Annotated in this window: 20 protein-coding genes; 18 read left to right on the forward strand and 2 right to left on the reverse strand. The window is 73.0% G+C overall.

From position 1 onward, the window contains the following. Positions 1 to 97: 97 nt before the first annotated feature. Positions 98 to 418: a 2Fe-2S iron-sulfur cluster-binding protein gene (locus tag NZH93_RS01640; RefSeq protein WP_259621055.1), complete on the reverse strand. Its 321-nt coding sequence runs from the start codon at positions 416 to 418 to the stop codon at positions 98 to 100. Positions 419 to 872: 454 nt separating this feature from the next. Here NZH93_RS01640 and NZH93_RS01645 point away from each other — a divergent pair, with 454 nt between their 5' ends. From NZH93_RS01645 to NZH93_RS01730, 18 genes are all read left to right on the forward strand, one after another. Beyond that, positions 873 to 2,393, forward strand: coding sequence for an AfsR/SARP family transcriptional regulator (locus NZH93_RS01645; protein ID WP_259621056.1), 1,521 nt, complete (start codon positions 873 to 875; stop codon positions 2,391 to 2,393). A 37-nt stretch (positions 2,394 to 2,430) separates the two neighbouring features. Then, a complete protein-coding gene (locus NZH93_RS01650; RefSeq protein ID WP_259621057.1) occupies positions 2,431 to 2,571 on the forward strand; it encodes a hypothetical protein in 141 nt (46 codons plus the stop codon). Positions 2,572 to 2,575: 4 nt separating this feature from the next. Next, the gene (locus NZH93_RS01655) at positions 2,576 to 4,264 is read left to right on the forward strand and encodes a putative PEP-binding protein (protein WP_259621058.1); all 1,689 of its coding nucleotides are present in this window, start codon (positions 2,576 to 2,578) and stop codon (positions 4,262 to 4,264) included. Further along, entirely contained in the window at positions 4,261 to 5,250 is a 990-nt protein-coding gene (locus tag NZH93_RS01660; protein ID WP_259621059.1) for an ABC transporter ATP-binding protein, read from the forward strand. Before NZH93_RS01655 ends, NZH93_RS01660 begins: the two co-directional genes overlap by 4 nt. Continuing rightward, positions 5,247 to 6,044, forward strand: coding sequence for an ABC transporter permease (locus tag NZH93_RS01665; protein ID WP_259621060.1), 798 nt, complete (start codon positions 5,247 to 5,249; stop codon positions 6,042 to 6,044). Before NZH93_RS01660 ends, NZH93_RS01665 begins: the two co-directional genes overlap by 4 nt. Further along, positions 6,031 to 6,834, forward strand: coding sequence for an ABC transporter permease (locus NZH93_RS01670; protein WP_259621061.1), 804 nt, complete (start codon positions 6,031 to 6,033; stop codon positions 6,832 to 6,834). The genes NZH93_RS01665 and NZH93_RS01670 overlap by 14 nt, the downstream gene beginning before the upstream one ends. A gap of 47 nt (positions 6,835 to 6,881) precedes the next feature. After that, positions 6,882 to 8,798 (forward strand): RiPP maturation radical SAM C-methyltransferase, encoded by a 1,917-nt coding sequence (locus NZH93_RS01675; protein WP_259621062.1) that lies wholly within the window; start codon positions 6,882 to 6,884, stop codon positions 8,796 to 8,798. Then, positions 8,798 to 9,862 (forward strand): hypothetical protein, encoded by a 1,065-nt coding sequence (locus NZH93_RS01680; protein WP_259621063.1) that lies wholly within the window; start codon positions 8,798 to 8,800, stop codon positions 9,860 to 9,862. Before NZH93_RS01675 ends, NZH93_RS01680 begins: the two co-directional genes overlap by 1 nt. After that, entirely contained in the window at positions 9,852 to 12,035 is a 2,184-nt protein-coding gene (locus tag NZH93_RS01685; RefSeq protein WP_259621064.1) for a peptidylprolyl isomerase, read from the forward strand. Before NZH93_RS01680 ends, NZH93_RS01685 begins: the two co-directional genes overlap by 11 nt. 15 nt (positions 12,036 to 12,050) lie before the next feature. Continuing rightward, positions 12,051 to 12,299 (forward strand): acyl carrier protein, encoded by a 249-nt coding sequence (locus NZH93_RS01690; RefSeq protein ID WP_259621065.1) that lies wholly within the window; start codon positions 12,051 to 12,053, stop codon positions 12,297 to 12,299. Then, positions 12,296 to 13,120, forward strand: coding sequence for a class-II aminoacyl-tRNA synthetase family protein (locus tag NZH93_RS01695; protein ID WP_259621066.1), 825 nt, complete (start codon positions 12,296 to 12,298; stop codon positions 13,118 to 13,120). The genes NZH93_RS01690 and NZH93_RS01695 overlap by 4 nt, the downstream gene beginning before the upstream one ends. Further along, complete coding sequence (locus tag NZH93_RS01700) at positions 13,117 to 14,244, forward strand: nucleotidyltransferase family protein (protein ID WP_259621067.1); 1,128 nt, start codon at positions 13,117 to 13,119, stop codon at positions 14,242 to 14,244. Before NZH93_RS01695 ends, NZH93_RS01700 begins: the two co-directional genes overlap by 4 nt. A gap of 1 nt (position 14,245) precedes the next feature. Further along, positions 14,246 to 15,253, forward strand: a complete 1,008-nt coding sequence (locus NZH93_RS01705) for an LLM class flavin-dependent oxidoreductase (protein WP_259621068.1) — start codon at positions 14,246 to 14,248, stop codon at positions 15,251 to 15,253. A 296-nt stretch (positions 15,254 to 15,549) separates the two neighbouring features. Then, positions 15,550 to 16,497: an arabinan endo-1,5-alpha-L-arabinosidase gene (locus tag NZH93_RS01710; protein WP_259621069.1), complete on the forward strand. Its 948-nt coding sequence runs from the start codon at positions 15,550 to 15,552 to the stop codon at positions 16,495 to 16,497. Positions 16,498 to 16,540: 43 nt separating this feature from the next. Continuing rightward, on the forward strand, positions 16,541 to 18,025 hold the full coding sequence (locus tag NZH93_RS01715; RefSeq protein WP_259621070.1) for a family 43 glycosylhydrolase: 1,485 nt from the start codon (positions 16,541 to 16,543) through the stop codon (positions 18,023 to 18,025). 181 nt (positions 18,026 to 18,206) lie between these two features. Beyond that, the gene (locus tag NZH93_RS01720) at positions 18,207 to 19,832 is read left to right on the forward strand and encodes an FAD-binding oxidoreductase (protein WP_259621071.1); all 1,626 of its coding nucleotides are present in this window, start codon (positions 18,207 to 18,209) and stop codon (positions 19,830 to 19,832) included. 25 nt (positions 19,833 to 19,857) lie between these two features. Beyond that, positions 19,858 to 21,138 carry a sensor histidine kinase gene (locus NZH93_RS01725; RefSeq protein WP_259621072.1) on the forward strand — a complete coding sequence of 427 codons (1,281 nt, stop codon included), beginning with the start codon at positions 19,858 to 19,860 and terminating at the stop codon, positions 21,136 to 21,138. Further along, positions 21,135 to 21,776 (forward strand): response regulator, encoded by a 642-nt coding sequence (locus tag NZH93_RS01730; protein WP_259621073.1) that lies wholly within the window; start codon positions 21,135 to 21,137, stop codon positions 21,774 to 21,776. Before NZH93_RS01725 ends, NZH93_RS01730 begins: the two co-directional genes overlap by 4 nt. 5 nt (positions 21,777 to 21,781) lie before the next feature. Here the strand turns inward: NZH93_RS01730 and NZH93_RS01735 are convergent, their stop codons facing one another. Then, positions 21,782 to 22,951: an alpha-hydroxy-acid oxidizing protein gene (locus tag NZH93_RS01735; protein WP_259621432.1), complete on the reverse strand. Its 1,170-nt coding sequence runs from the start codon at positions 22,949 to 22,951 to the stop codon at positions 21,782 to 21,784. Positions 22,952 to 22,961 lie beyond the last annotated feature (10 nt).

Below are 22,961 nucleotides of genomic sequence, written 5' to 3' on the forward strand. Positions count from 1 at the left end.
TGCTGGCGCGGGGCGGGCAGGCGGGCCATGGGGTGCGCCGCACGGTCCGCTGTGGAAAACCACACCTCCGGCCGAGTGGACCGGGACGCCCGGCCGGTCACAGCCGCCAGGGCGGGGCGGTGGCCAGGACCGCGCGCAGGGGTGCCGCGCCGAGGTCGAGCACCACGTCCGTGACGGGCACGGCCCGACAGGGCAGGCACAGCCCGGCGGCCCGCTCGGCGTCGTCGAGGACCGAGTCGGCGACCGGCAGCGAGTAGCGCACGCGCCCCTCGACCAGGCGGCCCTTGCACGCCCCGCAGCCGCCGCGCCTGCACCGGTACGGGCTGCGCCACCCGGCTCGGCGCAGCGCGTCGACCACCGTCTCGTCGGTTCGGGCGTCCACGCGGACGTCGTGCGGCAACACGGTGACCTCGGGCATCACGTCGACCTCTCTCCGCGAAGTTCCAGCACTACGGAGAGTGTATGACCAGTTCAACAGGTCGTTCAAGTCTGAACTTCCAGAATTCTCCCGAATTCTCCCGCAAGTATCGGAGACGAGGATCGGCGCGCCGCCACCCAGTGGGACCGCCGCCAGGACGGACCGCGGCAAAGGACAGTCCACAGTGGACTTGATCACCAGGTCCACAGAGGACCGGAGGCAATTCCGGAACGGACGAGTCTGGCAAATACCCCACCCCGCGCCCGCGGGCCCCGGACGGCGATCATTGCGGGCCGTGACCAAGTGCGCCACAGTAGATCACGCGGACCGCACTGGCGGGTCTGGGGTTGAGTAGGTCCGCGAGTCCATTGTGGACAGGCTATGACCTGGGGGTCTATTTGCCATGCGATCATATCCCGGCGGAGGGCGGCCCGTGCTGCCCGTGAGTGGTGGAATGGATCCGGCCGAGCGCCTCGCGGTGCGGTTGCTGGGTCCGCTGGAGGTGGTGGTCGGGAGGCGTCCGGTGGACCTGACCACCGGTCGGCTCCGCACGCTCGTCGTGACGTTGGCGCTGTCAGCGGGCAGGCCGGTGACCGTCGACCAGCTCGCGATGGCGGTGTGGGGGCCGGACCTCCCGATCGACGTCCGCCGGACCGTGTCGACCTACATGACCCGGCTCCGCAACGCGCTGGGCGCGGAGTCGATCGTGTTCGACCCGGCGGGCTACGTGCTGCGGGCCAGGCCGGACGACGTCGACGCCCTGCGGTTCGACAGCCTGCTGGACGCCGCCGCGCGGGCCGTCGACCCCGCTCGGGAAGCGGAGCTGGTGGACAAGGCCGTGTCGCTGTGGCGCGGGTTCCCGTTCGAGGGGGTGCACTCGGCCTGGCTGGAGGCGGGCGAGGCGCCGCGGCTGGTCGACCGGTACCTGTCGGCGGTGGAGCACCGGGCCCACCGGCTGGCCGTGGCGGGCCGCGGCGCCGACGTGCTGCCGCTGCTGCGGGAGCTGACGGCGCTGTTCCCGCTGCGGGAGTCGCTGTGGGCTCGGCTGCTCGTGGTGCTGGACAGGTGCGACCGGCCGGTCGAGGCCCTGGAGCACTACGAGGTGATCCGGGTGCGGATCAGCCGGGAACTCGGGGTCGATCCGGGGCCGGAGCTGCAACGGATCTACCGGGAGCTGCTGGGCCGCACGGTCACCGGCTCGGTGCCGGAGCCGAGGCGTCCGCTGGAGGTGGTGCCGCGCCAGCTACCCGCCGACGTCCACGGGTTCGCAGGCCGGGCGGTCGAGGTCGAGGCGTTGGACGGGCTGCTCGACGACGAGGCGGACCAAGGAGTGCGCGCCGCCCGGATCGTCGTGATCGACGGGGCAGAGGGGGTCGGGAAGACGGCGCTGGCGGTGCACTGGGCGCACCAGGTCGCCCACCGCTTCCCGGACGGCCAGGTGTACGTCGACCTGCACGGACGCGACCCGGCGAGCCGCGCGATGTCGCCCGCGGAGGCGGTGGACGCCCTGCTCGACTCGTTCCTGGTGCCGGAGCGGTACCGCCCCGGTGGCGTCGAGGGCCGGGCCGCGCTCTACCGCAGCGTGCTGTCGGGCAGGCGCGTGCTGACGGTGCTGGACAACGCCCGCGACGCCGCCCAGGTCCGCCAGCTCCTGCCCGGCGGTCCCGGTTGCGTCGCGGTGGTGACCGCCAGGACCCCGCTCACCGGGATCGTCGTCGCCCTCGGCGCGCGGACGATCCGGTTGGACCGCCCGACCGTCGACGAGGCCAGGCAGCTCCTGGCCCACCGGCTCGGCGCGGACCGGGTCCGCGCCGAGCCGGACGCCGTGGTGGAGATCATCGACTCGTGCGGACGGCTGCCGCTCGCCCTGGCTCGGGTGGCGACCCGAGCCAGGGCCCGCGCGGGTCGCCCGCTGGCGGAACTGGCCGCTCAACTGCGCGGCCGGAGGGCCCCCGACCTGCCGTCCGACGGATGAAGGCGATCTGAAACAGCCCGTCCCTACGCTCGCCGCCATGACCGAATCCGCGCGCAGCGCAGCAGCAGAAGACCTGGCCGAACTCGAGTTCTCGCCGCTCACCCCGGAGGAGGCGGCCGAAGTGGACGACCGCGTGTACCTACTCGGTGTCCGCCGGGAGTACTACAACGTCCGTTGACGAGATGAGCGATCGATCCCGACCGCTCACGAACCCGATCTCCGTCGCCCACCCGGTGGTGGAGGTCGGCGAGGACCTCGTGACGCGAACCCCGCCGACACCACCACGCGGCACGGCGTCCGTGAACGCCGTCGCCGCCCGCCACGCCCGCGGTGAGCTCACCTCCGCCGAAGCCGTGGCCGCCGTCGACCCGCACGAGTTGGAGCGTGCGCTCACGTTGACCGCCGACACCAGCGGTCTGGACGCCGTCGTGCACGGTCTCGGCGTGGCGCCGGGCATCGCCTGCGGCCCCCTGGTGTTCAGCACGGAGGCCGCCGTCGCCGCACGGGCGGACGGCCTGGAGCCGGTCCTGGTCCTGTCCGAGTCACGGCCGGACGACCTGCCGGGTCTGCTCGCCGCCACCGCCGTCGTCACCGAGCGGGGTGGGCGGACCACCCACTCCGCCGTCGTCGCGCGGGCGCTGGGCCGTCCGTCCGTCGCGGGCCTCGTGGACGGCGTCGTCATCGACGACGCGGAACTCCTCAGGGGCGCGCGGGGTGACGTCCTCGTCGCGGGCGACGTCGTGACGGTGGACGGGTCGGGCGGGACGGTGTTCCGCGGCCGCCCGGCCGAACCGCTCGCGGGCGGGCACGGGAACACCGAGATCCTGCGCTGGCTCGACACCGCGCTCGCGGACCTGCCCGGCCTGGCCGTGAAGGTCAACGCCGACTCGGCCGAGGCGGCGGCGCGGGGGCGGGAGCTCGGCGCGACCGGCGTCGGGCTGTTCCGCGTCGAGCACGTGTTCCTCGGCGACCGGCGCGCACTGCTCGAACGCGTGCTGATCGCCCGTCCGGGGCCCGAGATGACCGAAGGACTCGCGGACGTGTACTCCGTGCTCCGGTCCGAGTTCGTCGACCTGCTCAGGGTCGTCGACGGCCAGGACGTGGCGATCCGGCTGCTGGACCCGCCGCGGCACGAGTTCCTGCCCGATCCGGCGTCGGCGGCGGCCGACGGCGTGCGGGCGGTGTTGGCCAAGCTGCGCGAGCACAACCCGATGCTCGGCGTGCGCGGGGTGCGGCTGGGGATCCTCGTGCCCGCGCTGACCGTCGCGCAGATCCAGGCGCTGGTGGACGCGGTGCTGGAGGTCCGCCGGTCCGGGCACGACCCGCGGCCGGAACTGCTGGTGCCGATGGTGAGCACGCCCGCGGAGGTGGACGTGGTGCGGGGTCTGCTGGACGACGTGCGCGCCCACGCCGGAACCACCGCAGAGGAGCTGCCGATCGCGATCGGCGCGATGGTCGAGACACCGCGGGCCGCCCTCCTCGCCGGACGGCTGGCCGAGCGGGTCGACGCCCTCTCCCTGGGCACCAACGACCTGACGGCGCTGGTGTGGGGCCTGTCCCGCGACGACGCCGACCGGCACCTGCTGCCCGCCTACCGGGACCTGGGCGTGGTGGAGCACTCGCCGTTCGAACGGCTCGACCTCGAAGGTGTCGGCGCGGTGATCCGGCAGGTTGTCCGGGACGCGCGCCGGGTTCGCCCCGGCATCCGGATCGGCGTGTGCGGCGAGCAGGCCGCGGAGGCCTCGGCGGTGGAGTTCCTCGCCGACGCCGGGGTCGACTACATCTCCTGCGCGGCGCCGAGGGTCCCGCTGGCCCGGCTGGCCGCCGCCCGGCACGGACTGCCGCCCCGGAACCCGGAGGAAGGGCCGTGAGCGGGGCCGCGATCGAGGTCGAGGGCCTCGGTCGGACGTTCAAGGTGCGCGGCGGCGACGTCGTGGCGCTCAAGGACGTGAACCTCACCGTCGGGCAGGGCGAGATCGTCGGCCTGCTGGGCAGCAACGGCGCGGGCAAGACGACGTTGACGAAGATCCTCGCCACGCTCCTGCTGCCCACCGGTGGGACGGCGCGCGTCCTGGGCCACGACGTCACCTCGGACCTGCGGGAGGTCCGCCGGTTGACCGGCGTCGTCCTGGGCGGGGAGCGCGGGCTCTACGCCAAGCTGACCGGCCGGGAGAACCTGCGGTTCTTCGCCGTGCTCGCGGGTGTCGGCAGGCGCGGGCTGGTGGACCGGCTGGAGGCCGCGCTCGACCACGTCGGGCTCGCGGACGTCGCGGACCGCGCCGTGGAGACGTACTCCAAGGGCATGCGCCAACGGCTGCACCTCGCCATCGGGATGATCAACGAGCCACCGGTGCTGCTGCTGGACGAACCCACCGTCGGCCTAGACCCGGTCGAGGCCGAGCGCCTGCGCCAGGACGTCGCCGTCCTCCGGAGCCGCGGCACGTCGGTGCTGCTGACCAGCCACCTCCTGCTCGACATCGAGCGGCTCGCCGACCGGGTCGTCATCCTCGCCGACGGGGAGGTGGCGGCGGACGTCGAGGTCGCCGAGTTCGCCAAGCTCGCGGGCTACACGGCGATCGTCACGGTCCGCGGCACCGGGTGCCCGCCCGTGCTGGACGGCGCGCAGGCGTCCCGGTTCGCCGTGGACGACCTCACCGAGGCGAGCGGGCTGTGGACGCTGCGGCTGCGCGTGCGCGACTGGAGCGTCGAGTCCTTCGGCCACCTGGGGGCCGTGCTGGGCGGCGCCACCATCCTGGGCGTGGACGTCGCGCCGCTGCGGCTGGAGGACGTCTACTCGCACGTCGCGGCGCAGCTCGCCGCGAACGGCCGCACCGGGGTCGGCGAGGTGCGCCCGTGACCGGACCACCTCTGCTGGGCGACCGCCTGCGCGGCGCGGCGTGGACGTTCCTCACCGCCGCCCGCACCGAGCAGCGCTCCATGCGCGGCAACCCGCTGCTGCTGGTCAACGCGGGTTTCCTGCCCGTCGTGCTGCTCGTCATCGCGGTCGAGGCGCAGCGCCCGCCCGCGGACCGCGCCGCGCAGATCGTCACCTCGGTGATGCTCACGGCGCTGTGGGGGTCCACGGTCTGGACCAGCGGTGGCGTGCTGCGGCGCGAACGGACGTACGGGACGCTGGCCCGCTGCGTGTGCGGCGTCGAGTCGCCCACGGTGGTGCTGTTCGGCAAGAGCCTCGGCGCGACGCTCTACGGCGTCGGCACGATCCTGGTCGCGACGGTCGCCACGGTGCTCGCCCTGCGCCTGCCGGTCGCCTTGGCGCACCCGTTCTGGCTGGCGGTGGGCCTGCTGGTGGTCGTCGTCTCCGCCACCACGCTCGGGGCGCTGCTGTCCTGCCTGTTCCTGCTCACCCGCAACGGGCTGCTGTGGTCCGGCGCCCTGATGTACCCGGTGTTCGTCCTCGGCGGGCTGCTGATCCCCCAGGACGTCCTGCCCGTGTGGCTGCGCTGGGTGCCGCAGTTGCTGAGCCTGCGGTGGATCAACGAGTTCCTGTCCGACGCGGCCGGACCGGGCCCGTCCGCCACCCCGCTCGCCGTCGCCGTGGCGCTGACCGTCGCCTACGGCGTCGTCGCCACGCGCACCTACCGCTGGTCCATCGACAAGGCGCGGCAGCGGGGTTCCCTTGACCACGCGTGAGCGGACGCCTGCGAGCACGGCGCTGTGGCGGGCGGCGGAAGCCGTCCGGCTCGGACGGCGCGAGATGAGCGCGACCCTCCCGCCCGCGGCCTCGATCTTCGCCACGCTGCCCAAGGGCGTGCTGCAGATCGTGTTCTTCACCGTGCTCGGCGGCGTGGTCGCGGGCCAGGACCACCGGCAGTTCGCGTTCGTCGGCGGCCTGGTCCTCGCGCTGACCACGACGAACACGGTCAACGTCATCAACGTGCCGTTCGGGGACAAGTACTTCTCGACGTTCTGGCGGATCCGCCACGGCGACGTGCCCGTCGCCGTGGTCCTCTACGCCCGCGCGGTGCCGTACCTCGCCGTGGGGTTCGGCCTCTTCCTCGCCGAGGCGGCGATCGCGGCGGCCGTCCTCGGGATGACCGACGTCGCCCTGCGCCTGCTGCCCTGGCTGCCGGTGTTCGCGCTCATGGCGTGCGGCTACGCCCTGCTCGGCATCGCCGCCGCCACGGCGACGATCGCCAAGCGCGCCGACGTCCTGGCCCCGAACATCCTGGGTTACTTGACGATGCTCTGCGCAGGCGCCTTCCTGCCCCCCGGCCGGGTCGGCTGGATCGACGCGATCGGCTCGGTGCTGCCCGTCCGGCACGGACTGGCCGCCGTCCGCGCGGGACTGGACGGCCGCCCGTGGCTGACCGAAGCCGTGCTGGAACTGGTGATCTGCCTCGCGTCGGCCGCGCTCGGCCTGCTCGCCGTCGCCGTGCAGACCCGCCGGGCGGCCAGACACGGGCACGACGACTTCGCCTGACCGGCTCCACGACCCGCCGCGGCCGCACCGACGAACTGGGGGACCTGATGACCCGCACCGACATCCCGCTACTCCCGTCGCGCACCGCGGCGACGGCCGTCGACCCCGCGACCCCACCGAGCAGGCGGCTGCGCGTCGCACTGGTGAACATGCCGTGGGCCAGGGTCAACGCCCCGTCCATCCAGTGCGGACTCCTCCAGGCCATCACCCGCCGCGCCGGGCACGACTGCGACACCCAGTACCTGAACATCGAGTTCGCCGCGTTCCTCGGCGGTCCCGGCTACGAGAAGATCGCGATGATGGACGCGATGCGGGACTACTTCCTCGGCGAGTGGCTGTTCTCCTACGCCGCGTTCGGCGAGGTCCTGCCGCCCGCGGACTACCTCGCCGCCTTCCCCGAGGTCGAGTCGGACTGGGCCGAGTGGACCGACGGGGACCGGGAGGACCTGGTCCGGACGCAGCGGGAACGGCTGCCGCGGTGGATCGCCGACGTCGCCGCGCGGCCGGAGTGGGCCGACTACGACGTCGTCGGGTTCACCTCGACGTTCCTGCAGAACACCGCCGCGCTCGCCCTCGGCAAGGCCCTCAAGGAGAACCACCCCGGGATCTCCCTGGTCTACGGCGGTGCGAACTTCGACAGCGAGATGGGCCTCGAGTACGCGCGGAAGCTGCCCTGGCTCGACTACGTCGTGGTCGGCGAGGGCGACGTGGCGTTCCCGGCGATCCTCAAGGCCATCGCGGACGGCCGGGAGGTCCGGCTGACGAACGTGCACCGGCACGGCCACCCGTCCGCGCCCACGGCGAACGACCGGCTGGGGCCCGCAGGGCTCGACGACCTCCCGATCCCGGAGTACAAGGACTACTTCGACGCGCTGAACAGGTTCGGCCGCCTCAACGTCCTGCCGGAGGACCAGATCCGGCTGCCGGTCGAGTTCTCCCGCGGCTGCTGGTGGGGGCAGAAGCACCACTGCACGTTCTGCGGGCTGAACGCGCTCAACATGGCGTTCCGGGCCAAGTCCGGGCCCCGCGCGGTCGACGAGCTGGCCGCTCTCCTGCGCGAGTACCAGATCGTGCACGTGGACGCCGTGGACAACATCCTCGACATGAAGTACCTGACGTCGTTCTGCGCCGAGCTGGCGGAACGGCACTGGGACGTCAACATGTTCTTCGAGGTCAAGGCGAACCTCACCCGCGAGCAGCTCAGGATCATGCACCTGGCGGGCATCATGCGCGTCCAGCCCGGCATCGAGAGCCTGAGCACCAACGTGCTCAGGCTGATGCGCAAGGGTTCCAGCGTCCTCATCAACGTCCGCCTGCTGAAGTGGGCGCGGTACTACGGCGTGCACGTCTCGTGGAACCTGCTCGCGGGCTTCCCCGGCGAGACCGAGGAGGACTACGCCGAGCAGCTCCGGCTCATCCCCCTGCTGTACCACCTGGAGCCGCCGTCGGGCTGCCGGAAGATCTGGCTCGAACGCTTCAGCCCGTACTACACCGACGAGTCCTTCGAGATCACGGGCAAACGGCCCCAGGAGTGCTACCGGCACATCTACCCCGCGGACCTGGAACACGCGAAGATCGCCTACTTCTTCGACTACCAGGCCACCGGGGTCTCCGACACCACGGTGAAGGCGGTCAACACCGCGATCGAGATCTGGGAGGAGCGCTCGGCGGCGAAGGCGAGCCTGGTCGTGCAGCGGTTGCCCGGCAGGCTCACGATCGTCGACAAGCGGACCGAGGAGGCGCGCCGCCTGGTGCTGACCGACTGGCGGGCCGACGCCTACGACGCGTGCGGCGACACCGCGCACACGGCCGCCAAGGTGCGGCAGGTGGTGGCCGCGCGCGGTCACGACGTGGACGTCGAGCGGGTGACGACCTTCCTCGACGGGTGCTGCCAGGCGGGGATCATGATCTCCGACGAGGGGAAGTACCTCGGTCTCGCCCTGCCCGAGAACCCCGGTTGGTGATGGCGGGCGCGCACCTGCCCGCGCTCGGGCGAGAGGTGGCCACCCGGTTGGCGACGTCCGAGGGAGCGGACGCCGCCTTCCTGGCGGGTGGCACCGCCGTGGGGCTCGGCAGCGGATCCAGCGACCTCGACGTGTACCTGGTCGGTCCGGGGCTGCGCGAGTCCCGGCGGCAGCTCTTCGCCGACGGCGTCCGGGTCGACGTCCAGGTGCTCGCCACCGAGCGGCTGGACGCGCTCGTCGACAGCGTCGTGCTCGACTACCCGGCGCCCTCGCGCGACCGGGTGGGGGACGCCGACCTGGCGGTGGCCGTGCGGCTGCTCACCGCGGACGTCGTCACCGACACCGGCCACCTCACGACCCTGAAGGAACGGCTGACCGCCTGCCCGCTCCCGTTGCGCCGCAGGGTCGTCAGCGGGTGGGCGCGCGTCGCGTACTCGGCCGTCGAGGACGTCGCCGGGTTGCGGGGGTCCGCGGACCGGCTCGACCTGGACGCCGCGGCCACGGCGGGCCACCGGGCCCTGCTCGCCGCGGGCAAGGCGCTGGCCGCGGGGTGCGGCGACCTGCACCAGGGCGAGAAGTGGGTGTGGCACCAGCTCGCCCGCAGCGCGCCCGCCGCCTTCCCGCTCGACGAGTACCGGCGCCTCGCGCACCCCGGCGCACCGGAACCGGGTTCCCCCCACGGTTTCGCGGAACTCGCCGCGTTCGTCCAGACCTGCCTGGTCGCGGCGATGACCCTCGGCTGGTGGGAGGTCCCGCTGGAGCACTGGCCCGGTTGGACGGACGGGGGCGGACCGCTGCGGCGGGCCGGGTTCTTCGTCCCGTGCTCGTCCGACGCCGGGACGGTCGTCGTCGGACCCGGCGCGCGGCTGTTCCGGGCGCCGCCGGAGGCCCTGCTGGTGTGGGGCCTGTGCGACGGCGCGTCCCCGGACGAGGTGGTGGGCCGGGCGGAGGCGCTCCGGCCGCTCGCCGAGCCCTGGAACGGCCTCACCGGCAGGCGGTGCCACACCGTCCTGCGTGAACTTGCGGACGCGGCCCTGATCATTGGAGCGCACCTTGAGGATTGACCACGCCCGGAGTGCCACCCTGGACCTCTTCCTCGCCGTGCAACGAGAACTGCACGACCGCTTCTCGTTCGAGTCGATGCTCATCCCCCGCCCCACGGTGCCGGAGGTGGTGGCGTTCTGGGACGGGTTCGCGTCCTGGGCGCCGATCGTCCGGAACAACATCCCGGCCGCCGTCGCCGCCGCACCCGACCCGGAGAAGCTGGTGGCGCTCGTCGACGACGAGCGGCTCGTGCCCGGCGCGGAGCTGATCGCGAGGGCGATGGCCACCGCCGAGCCGACCCTGGCGCCGATCATCGCCGGGTACGAGGGCATGCGGGACCGCGCGGCCGCCGAACTGGACTCGATCCTCGTCCCCGACCAGTACCTCCCCCGGCTGTGCGAAGCGCTCGGGTCGCCGCCGACGACGCGGGTGCTGGACCTCCACCTCGTGCCGTTCGCGCCGCACACGCCCGCGGTCGGCTACCTCACCGAGAACGGGTCGCTGACCGGCCTGCACGTCGACTGCAACCGCTTCCGGGGCACGACCATGGCGGACAGCGTGCTCACCCTGCTGGCCTGGGCGCACCTGATGGAGACGCGGGACGACCCGAGCAACCTGTCGGTCGAGCTGGTGACCCGGCTGCCCGGCTCCGCGCCGTACCAGCGACGGCTGCGGGTGCTGCTGACCAAGATCCTCGTCGAGGTGCTGGCGGGCCACCTCGTGCGCGCCGCGCGCCCGGAGCACCGCCCCTGCTCCGACGTCCTCGGCTCGCAGTGGCGGTACCCCAGGCTGTTCGCGGTCGCGGAGCGGCACTGGACCCGCTACCTGCGCGGCGACCTCGGCCGCGCGGAGGCCCTGGACGGCCTGGCCCGAGACCTCTCGGCGCACAGCCCGCGCTGGTTCGTCGACCACGTGGACCCGGCGAGCCTCGCGGCGGACTTCTACCTGCTGGAGTGGATGGCCGCGGCGGGCGACCGGGACGCGGGCGCGCGGCTGGCCCGGTGGCTCCCCCAGTTGTGCTCCGACCTGGCAGGCCACTTGGACGTCGCCATCGGCAGCGAACTCGGCCACTTCAGCCGGGTGCCGCTGGAGCTGTGCGAACCGGAGCTGGCGGACTTCCTGCGCGCGATCGGCGAGGGCGACAGCCGCGTGCTCTGGCCGCGCCTGCGCACCGAACTCGGCCACGCCCGCGCGCTCGACCTCGCCCGCCAGGCGTTCGCCGGGCCGGGGATCGAGTTCGGCGGCGCGGCGTGGCGCCCGATCGCGGAGATGATGACCCGCTACGTGACCGGGGAGCTCCCGGACCTGGTCTTCGTCGACCAGTGCTTCACGCTGGAGCACAACAACGGGTCCGTCTTCGACAAGTTCTACGACGTGCAGGACGTGCCGACCGTGCTCGACGCCCAGGCCAGGACCGACGTGGACCTGTTGGCGCGGCACGCCTCGGCCGCGGTGCGGGCGCTGTACCGGCACCACCGGGGCCAGGGGCCCGCGCCCGCGGGCGAACGGCCGAGCTGGTTCGAGCTGAGCCTGCGCGACGCCCGTCCGGGAGGACTGGGCTGCGGCAACCGGGCCGAACCCGGCGACCTCGACCCCGCGACCGATCCGCTGCTCCGAGGCCCGGTCACGGTGCGGAAGATGCGCGTCCGGTCACCGCTGCCGGACACCCTCACCACCTACCGGTCGGCGCTGGCCGTCCTGCACACCACGATGGGCGACATCACCCTGCGGCTCTGGGTCGACCGGGCGCCGTACACGGTGGACAACTTCATCGGGCTCGCCACGGGCGGCAAGGCCTGGCGCGACCCGCTGACCGGGCAGCCGGGCGTGGGCGGCTTCTACGACGGCACGGTGTTCCACCGGCGGGTGCCGGGGTTCCTCATCCACGGCGGCGACCGGCTCGGTACCGGCGAGGGCAGCGCGGGCTACCGCTGGTTCGAGGAGATCTGCCGGGGCCCGGTGTTCGACCGGCCGTTCCGGGTGGCGATGGCCAACCGGGCGGGCCCCGGATCGACCAGCACGGGCTCGCAGTTCTTCATCACCGTCGCGCCCGCGCCGCACCTCGAAGGGTCCTACGCGGGATTCGGCGAGGTGCTCGCCGAAGAGTCCGAACGGGTCGTGCTGAAGATCGCGGAGTCACCGGACCCCGTGCTCGTCGAGTCCGTGACGGTGACCGCCACGCCCACCGCGTGAACCCAGGGAGGGACAATGGAAGCACAGGTGAGGACGATCCTCCGGGAGCACTCCGGGCTCGGGAACGCCGTGCGGGCCATCGGCATCCACGACAGCCTGTGGCTGATGGGCATGACGTCCGCGGCGAGCGTCGAGGTGATGCTCGCGCTCGAATCGACCTTCGGCTTCGAGTTCCCGGACAGCGAGCTGCGGCACGCCACCTTCGCGTCCATCTTCAGCATCGTGCGCTCCGTCCGGGACCTGACCGGGAGCGTCGCGCGGTGACGCCCGGCATCGCGTTGATCCCCACCACCGCCGCGGGCGTCCACCTCTCCACGGGCGGCTTCGAGGCCGTCGTGCGCGGCCTCTCGTCGGCACTGGCGGCGCTCGCGCCCCACGACGTGCGGCAGCTCCGCACGCCACCGGTGATCGCCCGCGAGATCATCGAGAAGGTCGGCTACCACCGGTCCTTCCCGCACCTGCTGGGCCGGGTGTCCGCCAGGGCCGACGACGGCGCGCCCGCCGAGTCGGACCTGGTCCTGCTGCCCGCCGGGTGCTACTGCGTGTACCCGGTCTACGCGGGGGCGCGCCTGGAGTCCTCGACGGAGCTGAGCGTCGAGGCGACGTGCTTCCGGCAGGAGGCAGGCGCCGAACCGGGGCGGCTGCGGTCGTTCCGGATGCGGGAGTTCGTCCGGCTCGACACCGCCGACCGGTGCCTCGCCTGGCGCGACGACCGCCTCGCGGCCGCGCGGGACCGGCTCGCCGAGCTGGGCCTGGAGACCGAGAGCGAGGTCGCCAGCGACCCCTTCTTCGGCCGCGGTGACCGGATGATGCGGATGCTCCAGGTGGAACGGGGGCTCAAGATCGAGCTGCGCGCGGAGGTGGCACCGGGGCAGGTGCAGGCGGTCGCCTCGGGCAACTACCACACCGACCAGTTCGGCGGGCTGTTCTCGATCACCGGCCCGGACGGCCGGGTGGCGCACACCGCGTGCCTCGCGTTCGGCTACGAACGGCTGGCGCTCGCCGTGGCGCACCGGCACGGCGCGGACCCGCACGACTGGCCGGAACGGGTTCGGAAGGTCCTCGGCCTGGAGGTTCCGGCATGACGTCCACGACCGGGCTCCGGCCCGAGGCCCGGCTCCTGCTCGCCCTCGCCGCTCCCCGCTGGGACACCACCAGCGCCGACACCGTGCGGGAGCACTGGGAGGTCGGCCCTTCCCTGGACTGGCCGTACTTCCTGGACCAGGCGCTGAGCCAGCAGGTGATCTGCGCGGTCGGCCGGAACATCGGCCGCCACCTGCCAAGGGACAGGTCGATGCTGCCGCACCCGTGGATCTATTCGGCGGCGTACGAGGCGAACTCCCGGCGCAACCGGAGCCTGTTCGCCGAGTTCGGCCGGATCCTGCACGCGTTGAACCGGCGCGGGGTGAGGTACGCGGTCCGGAAAGGACCGTCGCTGTGCGCGCTCGTCTACGACGACCCCGGCGTCCGGCGGATGAGCGACCTCGACGTCCTGGTCGAACGGGGATCGCTCGACGACGCCGCCGAGGTCCTCGCGGAACTCGGCTACGCGCAAGGGGTTCCGTCGCCAAACGGCGACCGCGTGATCCCGCACGAGCGGAAGACGAAGCTGTTCTGGGCGGTGCACCTGAACAACGCCCTGCCGTTCCTGAAGACGACCACGGACCCGGAGGTGCGGTGGTTCGAGGTGGACCTGTGCTTCGACCTGTTCCAGAAGCGGTCGGCGGGCGGCGTCGAGGTCGGCGCGGTGCTCGACCGGGCCCGGCGGGCGGTGGTCTGCGGGGAGCCGTCGTTCGCGCTGGACCCGCTGGACCAGGTGCTGGACATCTGCCTGCACCTGTACAAGGAGGCGACCAGCTACCTGAGCATCGCGCAGGGCCGCGACCTCGTGCTCCAGCGCTTCATCGACGTGAAGGAGTCCCTCCGCGCCACGGCGCCCGGCGACCTGGACCGGCTGCCGCGGTACGTCCGCGACGTCGGCGCCGAGCGGGAGCTGTACTTCGCGCTGCACCACACCGACCTGCTCTTCCCCGGCGCCGTTCCGGCCGAACTGCTGAAGCACCTGGAACCGCGGGACCGCGGGTACCTGGACGAGTACGGCGCTCTGGAGGACCGGACCAGGCGGTGGGACCAGGGTTTCCTCGACCGGCTGTTCAACCCCGACCGGTGGCGGGAACTGCCCGCCTCCTCGTCCATCCCGACGGCCTGAGGTGGGCGAGCGCCTGGAGGTGATCGGCACGGCCACGGTCCCGTGGCTGCCGCCCTCGCACGACTTCCGCCCCCACCTGGCCGCGCTCGCCCGGCGCGCCGAACGCCACGGCTTCACCGGCCTGCTGGTCTTCTACGACCACCTGGTCCTCGACCCGTGGGTGGTGGCGGGCCTGCTGCTCCAGGAGACCTCCACGCTGGTCCCGCTGGTCGCGGTGCAGCCGTACGCCGTGCCGCCGTTCACCGCCGCGAAGACGATCGCCGGCCTGACCTCGCTGTACCGCAGGCGCGTCGACCTCAACATCATCACCGGTGCGGCGCCGGAGGAGCTGGACCAGATCGGCGACCCGCTCGACCACGACGGGCGCTACGCGCGGGCGGCCGAGTACGCGACCCTGCTGCGCAGGCTGCTCGGCTCCGACGAGCCGCTCACCTGGAACGGCGAGCACTACCGGTTCCGGGCCCTGCGGATCAACACCGAACTCCCGCGCCACCTCCTCCCCCGCGTCTTCGTGCCGGGGTCGTCCGAGGCGAGCCGACGCCTCGGCGACCAGGTCGGCCACGTCACGATCACCCACCCCGAGCCCGTCGACCTGTTCGCCGCGAGCTTCGCGGCCTCCCACCGGGATTCGGTGCTGGAGATGGGCATCCGCGTCGGGCTGGTCGCGCGGCCCACGGCGGAGGAGGCCTGGGCCGCGGCGCTCGACGGCCATCGGGTGGACCGGGCGGCCAGGCTGCGGACGCTCCTGAAGCGCGAGTCCGAGTCCGACTGGAACCGGCGGCTGGCCCGGTTGGCGTCCGAGGCCGACGTCCACGACGACGTGTACTGGACCGGCCTCTACAGCACCGGCCGGACAGGGGCTCCCGTGCTGGTCGGCGGCTACGAGCAGGTGGCGGGCTACCTCGACCGGTACCGCGCGCTCGGCGTCTCGAAGCTGCTGCTCACGAAGGTCGACACCGAGGACGACTTCCGCCACGCGGGCGCGGTCCTGAGCCTCCTCGACCGGTAGGCCACGCCGCACCGGAGCGCCATTCCCCCTCGACCGGCATGTTAGCGATAACAGCATTGATCGAGTTCGGTCGCGGAGAATCGCCGGGTTCGACACGTTCGAGCAGCTAGTGCTGGCAGTGAGGGGACTCCTGTCGAAGAATTCGATTCCGGCTTCCCTGTTAGCGATAACAGGAGCGCTTGTCGAATCAGACCGCGCCCACTACCGTTCCGAAGACGCTCCCAGTAGTTCTGGCCAGCGGGTACGCACGCCGCCGCACCCACTACGAGGAGATCGAGGACACCGTGGTCCCATCGATGAAACGCGCCCTGGTGCCTGCGGTCGCGCTGGTGTTGATCGTCGCGACGGCGACACCGGCGTCGGCCTACCCCGCTCCCGGCCGGGTGACCGGTGACGTCGGCGTGCACGACCCGAGCGCGGTCAAGCGGCCGGACGGCAGCTACCTGGTGGCGCACACCGGGAACGACATCGCGCTCAAGACCTCGACCGACCGGATCGCCTTCCGCAACGCGGGTTCGGTGTTCCCCGGCGGCGCGTCGTGGACGAGCGCCTACACCGGCGGCGGCCGGAACCTGTGGGCACCGGACCTGTCCTACCGCAACGGCCAGTACTACCTGTACTACTCGGCCTCGACGTTCGGCTCCAACAGGTCCGCGATCTTCCTGGCCACGAGCCCCAGCGGCAACTCCGGCACGTGGACCCACCGCGGCCTGGTGGTCGAGACGCGGACGTCGGACAACTTCAACGCCATCGACCCCGACCTGGTGGTGGACGACCAGGGCCGCTGGTGGCTCAGCTTCGGCTCGTTCTGGTCCGGTATCAAGATGATCGCGCTCAACCCGTCCACCGGCCTGCGCTCGGACAGCACGATCCGCTCGGTCGCGGGCCGCAACGGCGGTGCGATCGAGGCGCCGAACATCGTCAAGCGCGGCAACTACTACTACCTGTTCGTGTCGTTCGACCTGTGCTGCCGCGGGGCGGCCAGCACCTACCGGGTCATGGTTGGCCGCTCCACCAGCGTCACCGGGCCGTACGTGGACCGCAACGGCGTGGCGCTCACCTCCGGCGGTGGCACCGAAGTGCTCGCCGGGCAGGGCAGCGTCCACGGGACGGGGCACCAGGACGTGCTGGCCGACAACGACGGCGACGTCCTGATCTACCACTACTACGCCGACAACGGCACGTCGCTGCTGGGCATCAACCTGCTCGCCATCGACTCCGCAGGCTGGCCCTACGTCCACTGACCACCCCACCACGACACCCGTGCAGCGTCACAGGGAGAACACCGTGACACCGATCAACGCCGTCCGTCGACGACGGGCCGCCCTCGTCCTGTCCACCACCGCCGCGCTGCTGGGCGGTATCACCTCGGCGCTGCCACCCGCCGCGTCGGCGGCGGTCGTGGACACGAACGCCTCCTACGTCCTGGTCAACCGGCACAGCGGCAAGGCGCTGGACGTCTACGACCTGGCGACCGGCGACGGCGCCCGGATCGCGCAGTACACCCGCAACGACGGCGCGTGGCAGCAGTGGCAGTTCCTCGACTCCGGCGGCGGCTACTACCGGCTGAAGTCCAGGCACAGCGGCAAGGTCCTCCAGATCTCCGGCGGCTCGACCGCCGACGCGGCCGACGTCGTCCAGTGGACCGACGGCAACACCACCAGCCAGCAGTTCCGGCTGGCCGACTCCGCAGGCGGGTACGTGCGGCTGCTCAACCGCGGCAGCGGCAAGGCGGTCGAGACCTACGAGTGGTCCACCGCCGACGGCGCGCGGGTGGTGCAGTGGCCCGACCTGGACGGGGCGAACCAGCAGTGGCTGCCGGTGAAGCTCGCCGCCGGCACCTTCACCAACCCGATCAAGCGCAACGGCCCGGACCCGTGGCTCCAGTTCCACAACGGCTACTACTACCTGGCCACGACGACGTGGAACTCGACGATCACGATGCGCAGGTCCCGCACGCTGGCGGGCCTGTCGACGGCGGCCGACCAGACCGTCTTCACGCTGTCCGGGCGCCCCAACCGGTGCTGCAACATGTGGGCCCCGGAGTTCCACCTGCTCAACGGCCGCTGGTACCTCTACTACGTCGCGGGCCAGAACGTGCCGGACTACAACCCCACCCAGCGGCTGCACGTGCTCGAGTCCTCCGGCACGGACCCGTTGGGCCCGTACACCTTCAAGGCCGACCTGGGCAGCACCTGGGAACTGGACCCCAGCATTCTCCAGCACGGCGGGAAGCTGTACCTGATGGGCAGCGCCATGGACGGCACGCAGAGCCTGACCATCACCCCGTTGAGCAACCCGTACACGATCAGCGGCAGCAGGCGCACCATCAGCCAGCCGACGCTGGCCTGGGAACGGCAGACCGGCGCCGTGAACGAGGGCGCGGAACCCCTGTACCGCAACGGGAAGACCATGATCGTGTACTCGGCGAGCGCCTGCTGGGGCCCGGACTACAAGCTAGGCCTGCTGACGCTGACCGGTACCGACCCGCTGAACCGCGCGCACTGGACGAAGTCGGCCAACCCCGTGTTCCAGCGCAACGACGGCAACGGCGTCTTCGCGCCGGGGCACAACGGCTTCTTCAAGTCCCCGGACGGCACGGAGGACTGGATCGTCTACCACGCCAACGACTCGGCGGGCGGCGGCTGCGACATGAACCGCTCCACCCGCGCCCAGAGGTTCACCTGGAACTCCGACGGCACGCCGAACTTCGGCACCCCCGTCCGCCTGGGCACCTCGCTCGCCGCCCCCTCCGGGGAACCGGCGAGCTGACCGGACCGGGCTCGGCCGGACCCCTCACGACGCTCCGGCCGAGCCCACCCCCCGATCGGTGGAGGCGATCAACCGTCCGGTGGGGAGGGAGGTTCAGCCACCGGACCGGCAGTCGGGACGACGCGTGCAGCGCCGCCGGGCCGGGAGGCTGGAGCCCTTCGGTCCGAGGGGAGCTTGACGCATGTCAGAGGTGGACGCGGGCTCGGTGAGCCGTCGCGGGTTGTTGGTCGGCGCGGGCGCGGCGGCGGTCGCGGCGCTGGGCACCGGGGCGGCCGGTGCCGCGGAAGCGGAGGCGGGAGCGGAGTCGGCGTTCGGGCCGGTGACGATCCGCCCCGACGACTCCCGCTACGAAAACCTGCTGCGGGGCAACAACTTCCGGTTCGTCGGGCGGCCGGACGAGATCCGCGTGGTCGGGTCGACCGGCCAGGTGGTGCGGGCGGTGTCGGAGGCGGTGCGGTCCGGCAGGCGGGTCGCGGTGCGCAGCGGCGGGCACTGCTTCGAGAACTTCACCGCCGACCCCGCCGTGCGGGTGCTGCTGGACCTGTCGCCGATGAACGCGGTCGGCTACGACGCCCACCGGCGGGCGTTCGCCGTGCAGCCCGGCGCCACCCTCGGCCACGTGTACCGGACGCTGCACACCGGCTGGGGCGTGACGATCCCCGCCGGGAGCTGTCCGGAGGTGGGCGCGGGAGGGCACTTCGCGGGCGGCGGGTACGGGCCGCTGTCCCGGCGGCACGGCTCGGTGGTGGACCACCTGCACGGCGTGGAGGTGGTGGTCGTCGACCGCGACGGCACCGCCCGCGCGGTGGTCGCCACCCGCGACCCGGCCGACCCGAACCACGACCTGTGGTGGGCGCACACCGGCGGTGGCGGCGGCAGCTTCGGCGTCGTCACCCGGTACTGGCTGCGCTCCCCCGGCGCCACGGGCGCGGACCCGGCCCGGCTGCTGCCCGCGGCGCCCCGGCGGATGCTGCAACACGTGCTGTTCTGGGCCTGGGACCAGCTCACCGAGCAGTCGTTCACAACGCTGCTGCGGAACTTCGGGACGTGGCACGAGCACAACAGCGCGCCCGGTTCTCCGCAGGCCGCGGTGTACGGCATCCTCCAGGCGTCGCACCGCGCCGCGGGCACCGTCATGCTGGCCGTGCAGGTCGACGCGGACGTCCCGGACGCCGACGGCCGGGTCGCGGAGTTCATCGCCGCCGTCGCCGCGGGCACCGGTCTCGCCCCGGTGTTCGAGGACCGGCGGACGCTGCCGTGGCTGCACCGGATGACCTGGCCCGGCAGCGGCGAGCCCGGTGACGTGGTCACCCGGCGGTACAAGATCAAGGCGGGCTACCTGCGGCGCTCGTTCACCGAGGCGCAGCTCGCGGCCGTGCACCGCAACCTGACGAACCCCACCGGCGGGCCGGGCTCCGGGATGCTGCTCATCGGCTACGGCGGCCAGGTCGGCGCGGTGGCCCCGGACGCGACCGCGGTCGCCCAGCGGGACGTCGTCATGAAGGCGGTGTACCAGGCGGTCTGGGCCGAGGAATCCGACGACGCGGCCAACCTCGCGTGGGTGCGCGACCTCTACCGCGACGTGTACTCCGCGACCGGCGGTGTGCCCGTGCCCGGCGACGTCGACGACGGCTCGTACGTCAACTACCCCGACGTCGACCTGGCCGACCCGGCGTGGAACACCTCGGGCGTGTCCGCGCAACGGCTCTACTTCAAGGAGAACTACCCGCGGCTGCAACGGGTCAAGGCCCGGTGGGACCCGCGCGACGTCTTCCGGCACGCCCTGTCCGTCCAGCCTCCCCGGTGACCCGGCTGCCGGCAGGATCACGCGGGTGACCGAGCAGGCGACGCGGTGGTCCGCGGTGACGACCGTCGGACCCCACGCCCTGCTGGCGTTCCTGGCCGCGACCACCTACGCGGTCGAGGGCCCGGCGGCGCGCGTGGACCTGGTCCTGTGCGCGCTCACGGCGGCGTGGGTGCTGGGGGTCTTCACGCTCCGCCCGGCCTGGCGCGAGCGGACGCCGGTGATGGTCGTGTTCGTCACCGTGCTCATCGTGCTCACGGCCGTCCTGGTGGTCAGGGCTCCGTGGTTCGGCCTCTTCACCCCGGTCTGCTACTTCTACGCGTTCCGGCTCGTGCCGTGGCCGTGGCAGCCGGTCGGCGTCGGCGCGGTGGCGGTGGTGGCGGGCACGGCGCAGGCGTACGACGTGGACAAGGCCACGGTCGTCGGCCTGGCCACCTACCTCGTCGTCGTGGCGGCGAACGCGCTGCCGCTGTGCGCTTTCGCCTGGTTCGCCCGGCGCGCGGCGCGGCAGGAGGAGGAGCGGGAACAGGCGCTGCGCGAGGCGCGCGAGGCGAACCGCAGGCTGGCGGAGTCGCTGGCGGAGAACGCCGCGCTGCACGAGCGGCTGGTGGCGCAGGCGCGGGACGCGGGCGTGCGGGACGAGCGGGAGCGGATGGCGCGGGAGATCCACGACACCCTGGCGCAGGGACTCACCGGCATCGTCAGCCAACTGCGGGCGGCCGAGCACGCGGGCGACGACCCGGCGGGGTGGCGCGGGCACGTCGCCACCGCGACGGACCTCGCCAGGGAGAGCCTGTCGGACGCGCGGCGGTCGGTGCACGCGCTGCGCCCCGAGCCGCTGCGCACGGCCCGGCTGAGCGAGGCGCTGGCGGGCGTCGCCGAGCGGTGGTCCGCGACGCACGGCATCCCGGTCCGGGTCGTGACGACCGGGACCGCGCGGCCGGTCCGACCCGAAGCCGAGGTCGCGCTGCTCAGGATCGCGCAGGAGGCGCTGGCCAACGTGGCCAAGCACGCGCGGGCCACCAGGGTGGGAGTGACGCTGTCGCACCTGGAGCGCGAGACGGCGCTGGACGTCCGCGACGACGGCACGGGGTTCGACACCACCGCCCGCGGCCCGTCCGCCGGAGGTGGCGGGTTCGGGTTGATCGCGATGCGCCAACGGATCGAGGGCCTGTCCGGCACACTGCTGGTCGAATCGGAGCCCGGCGGCGGCACGGGCATCTCGGCCCGCGTCCCGGCCGAGCCCGCGGAGGGGTGCGCGTGCGGGATCGGACCCGAGCCGCGGCACCGGACGGAGGTGACCGGGTGACCGACCCGATCCGGCTGCTGGTCGTGGACGACCACCCGGTCGTGCGGGACGGCCTCACGTCCCTGTTCGCCCGCGACCCTGGGTTCGAGGTGCTCGGCGAGGCAGCCGACGGGGCCGAGGCCGTTCGGCTGGCCCGGTCCCTGCGCCCGGACGTCGTTCTCATGGACCTGCGGATGCCCGGCCTGGACGGGGTGAGCGCGACCAGGGAGCTGTCGGCCACGACGCGCGTGCTGGTGCTGACCACCTACGACACCGACGTCCACGTGATCCCCGCGATCGAGGCGGGCGCCACCGGCTACCTCCTCAAGGACGCGCCCCGCGACGAACTGCTGCGCGCGGTCCGGGCCGCGGCGCGCGGCGAGGCGGTGCTCGCGCCGTCGGTGGCGGCCCTGCTGATGAACCGGGTGCGCCGCCCCGCTCCCGGCCCGCTCAGCCCGCGCGAGCTGGAGGTGCTCCACCTGGTCGCGGGCGGGGCGACGAACAAGGAGGCCGCGGCCGAGCTGTTCCTCACCGAGGCCACCGTCAAGTCCCACACCCTGAACATCTACGCCAAGCTCGGGGTGAACGACCGCGCCGCCGCCGTCACCGAGGCGTTCCACCGGGGGCTGCTCGTCCCGCGAGCGCCGGAACGGCACTGAGGACGTCAGCCGAAGTCGTAGGGCGCCGGGTGCGCCTCGGGCATCAGCAGGTCCGGGGTGACGTCGGCGGTGCTCCGGCACCCGGCCAGCGCCATCGCCAGGTCGAGGTCGGCCAGCAGGCAGCGCAGGACGTGCGCGACACCGGCCTGGCCGTCGAGGGCGAGGCCGTAGAGGTACGGCCTGCCGTACAGGACCGCGTCGGCGCCCAGCGCCAGCGCCTTGAGGACGTCGCTGCCCGTGCGGACGCCGGAGTCGACGAGGACCGGCACGTCGTTGCCGACGGCGGCGCGGACGGCGGGCAGCACGTCCAGCGCCGCGACGGTCCCGTCGAGCTGGCGGCCCCCGTGGTTGGAGACGATCACGCCGTCCACCGCTTCCAGGTCCAGCGCCCGCCGGGCGTCTGCCGGGTGCAGGACGCCCTTCAGCAGGATCGGCAGCGACGTGACGGTGCGCAGCCAGGGCAGGTCGTCCCAGTCCAGCGCCGGGTTGGCGAAGACGCGGGCCCAGTGCTGGAGGACGGAGCCCCCGTCGGGCAGGCCCGCGAGGAACACCGGGTCGGAGGTGAAGTTAGCGATCCCGTGCCCGTGCAGGAACGGCAGGTAACCGCTGTCCAGGTCGGTGGGCCGGTAGCCGAACGTCGGCGCGTCCACGGTGAGCACGATGGCCGTGTAGCCGCTCTGCTCGGCGCGCCGCACCAGTGACGCGGCGACGGCCCGATCCGACGGCCAGTAGAGCTGGAACCACCTCGGCCCCGCGACGGCAGCGACGTCCTCCAGGCTGTGCGACGACCCGGTGGACAGGACCAGCGGCACCCCCGCCTCCGCCGCGGCCCTGGCCGTGGCCAGCTCCCCCTCGGGGTGCGCCACGGTCTGGGCCGCGATGGGCGCCAGCAGCACCGGCGACGACAGGGTCCGGCCGAACAGGGACACCGACAGGTCGCGCTGGGCGGCACCGCGCAGCATCCTCGGCACCAGGTGACGACGCGCGTACGCCCGCCGGTTCAGCCTGCCGGTCTCGCCGGTCCCGGCGTCGCCCAGGACGTAGCCGACGGCGGCGGGGGTCATGACGGCGCGCGCCTGCTCCTCCAGCGCGGTCAGGTCCGTCGTGAGCGCGGGTGTGCCGCCGCCGATCCCGGCGAGGTAGATCTCGCGCACCGCGTCGGCGGGCGTGGCCATCGGGGCGCTC

The organism is Umezawaea endophytica (assembly GCF_025061645.1).
GTDB lineage: Bacteria > Actinomycetota > Actinomycetes > Mycobacteriales > Pseudonocardiaceae > Umezawaea > Umezawaea endophytica.

Coding starts and splice junctions, on each gene's coding strand:
- NZH93_RS01710 (WP_259621069.1), top strand. CDS start 15,550: ATGAAACGCGCCCTGGTGCCTGCGGTCGCGCTGGTGTTGATCGTCGCG.
- NZH93_RS01680 (WP_259621063.1), top strand. CDS start 8,798: ATGGCGGGCGCGCACCTGCCCGCGCTCGGGCGAGAGGTGGCCACCCGG.
- NZH93_RS01690 (WP_259621065.1), top strand. CDS start 12,051: ATGGAAGCACAGGTGAGGACGATCCTCCGGGAGCACTCCGGGCTCGGG.
- NZH93_RS01720 (WP_259621071.1), top strand. CDS start 18,207: ATGTCAGAGGTGGACGCGGGCTCGGTGAGCCGTCGCGGGTTGTTGGTC.
- NZH93_RS01655 (WP_259621058.1), top strand. CDS start 2,576: ATGAGCGATCGATCCCGACCGCTCACGAACCCGATCTCCGTCGCCCAC.
- NZH93_RS01640 (WP_259621055.1), bottom strand. CDS start 418: ATGCCCGAGGTCACCGTGTTGCCGCACGACGTCCGCGTGGACGCCCGA.
- NZH93_RS01645 (WP_259621056.1), top strand. CDS start 873: ATGGATCCGGCCGAGCGCCTCGCGGTGCGGTTGCTGGGTCCGCTGGAG.
- NZH93_RS01700 (WP_259621067.1), top strand. CDS start 13,117: ATGACGTCCACGACCGGGCTCCGGCCCGAGGCCCGGCTCCTGCTCGCC.
- NZH93_RS01650 (WP_259621057.1), top strand. CDS start 2,431: ATGACCGAATCCGCGCGCAGCGCAGCAGCAGAAGACCTGGCCGAACTC.
- NZH93_RS01675 (WP_259621062.1), top strand. CDS start 6,882: ATGACCCGCACCGACATCCCGCTACTCCCGTCGCGCACCGCGGCGACG.
- NZH93_RS01735 (WP_259621432.1), bottom strand. CDS start 22,951: ATGGCCACGCCCGCCGACGCGGTGCGCGAGATCTACCTCGCCGGGATC.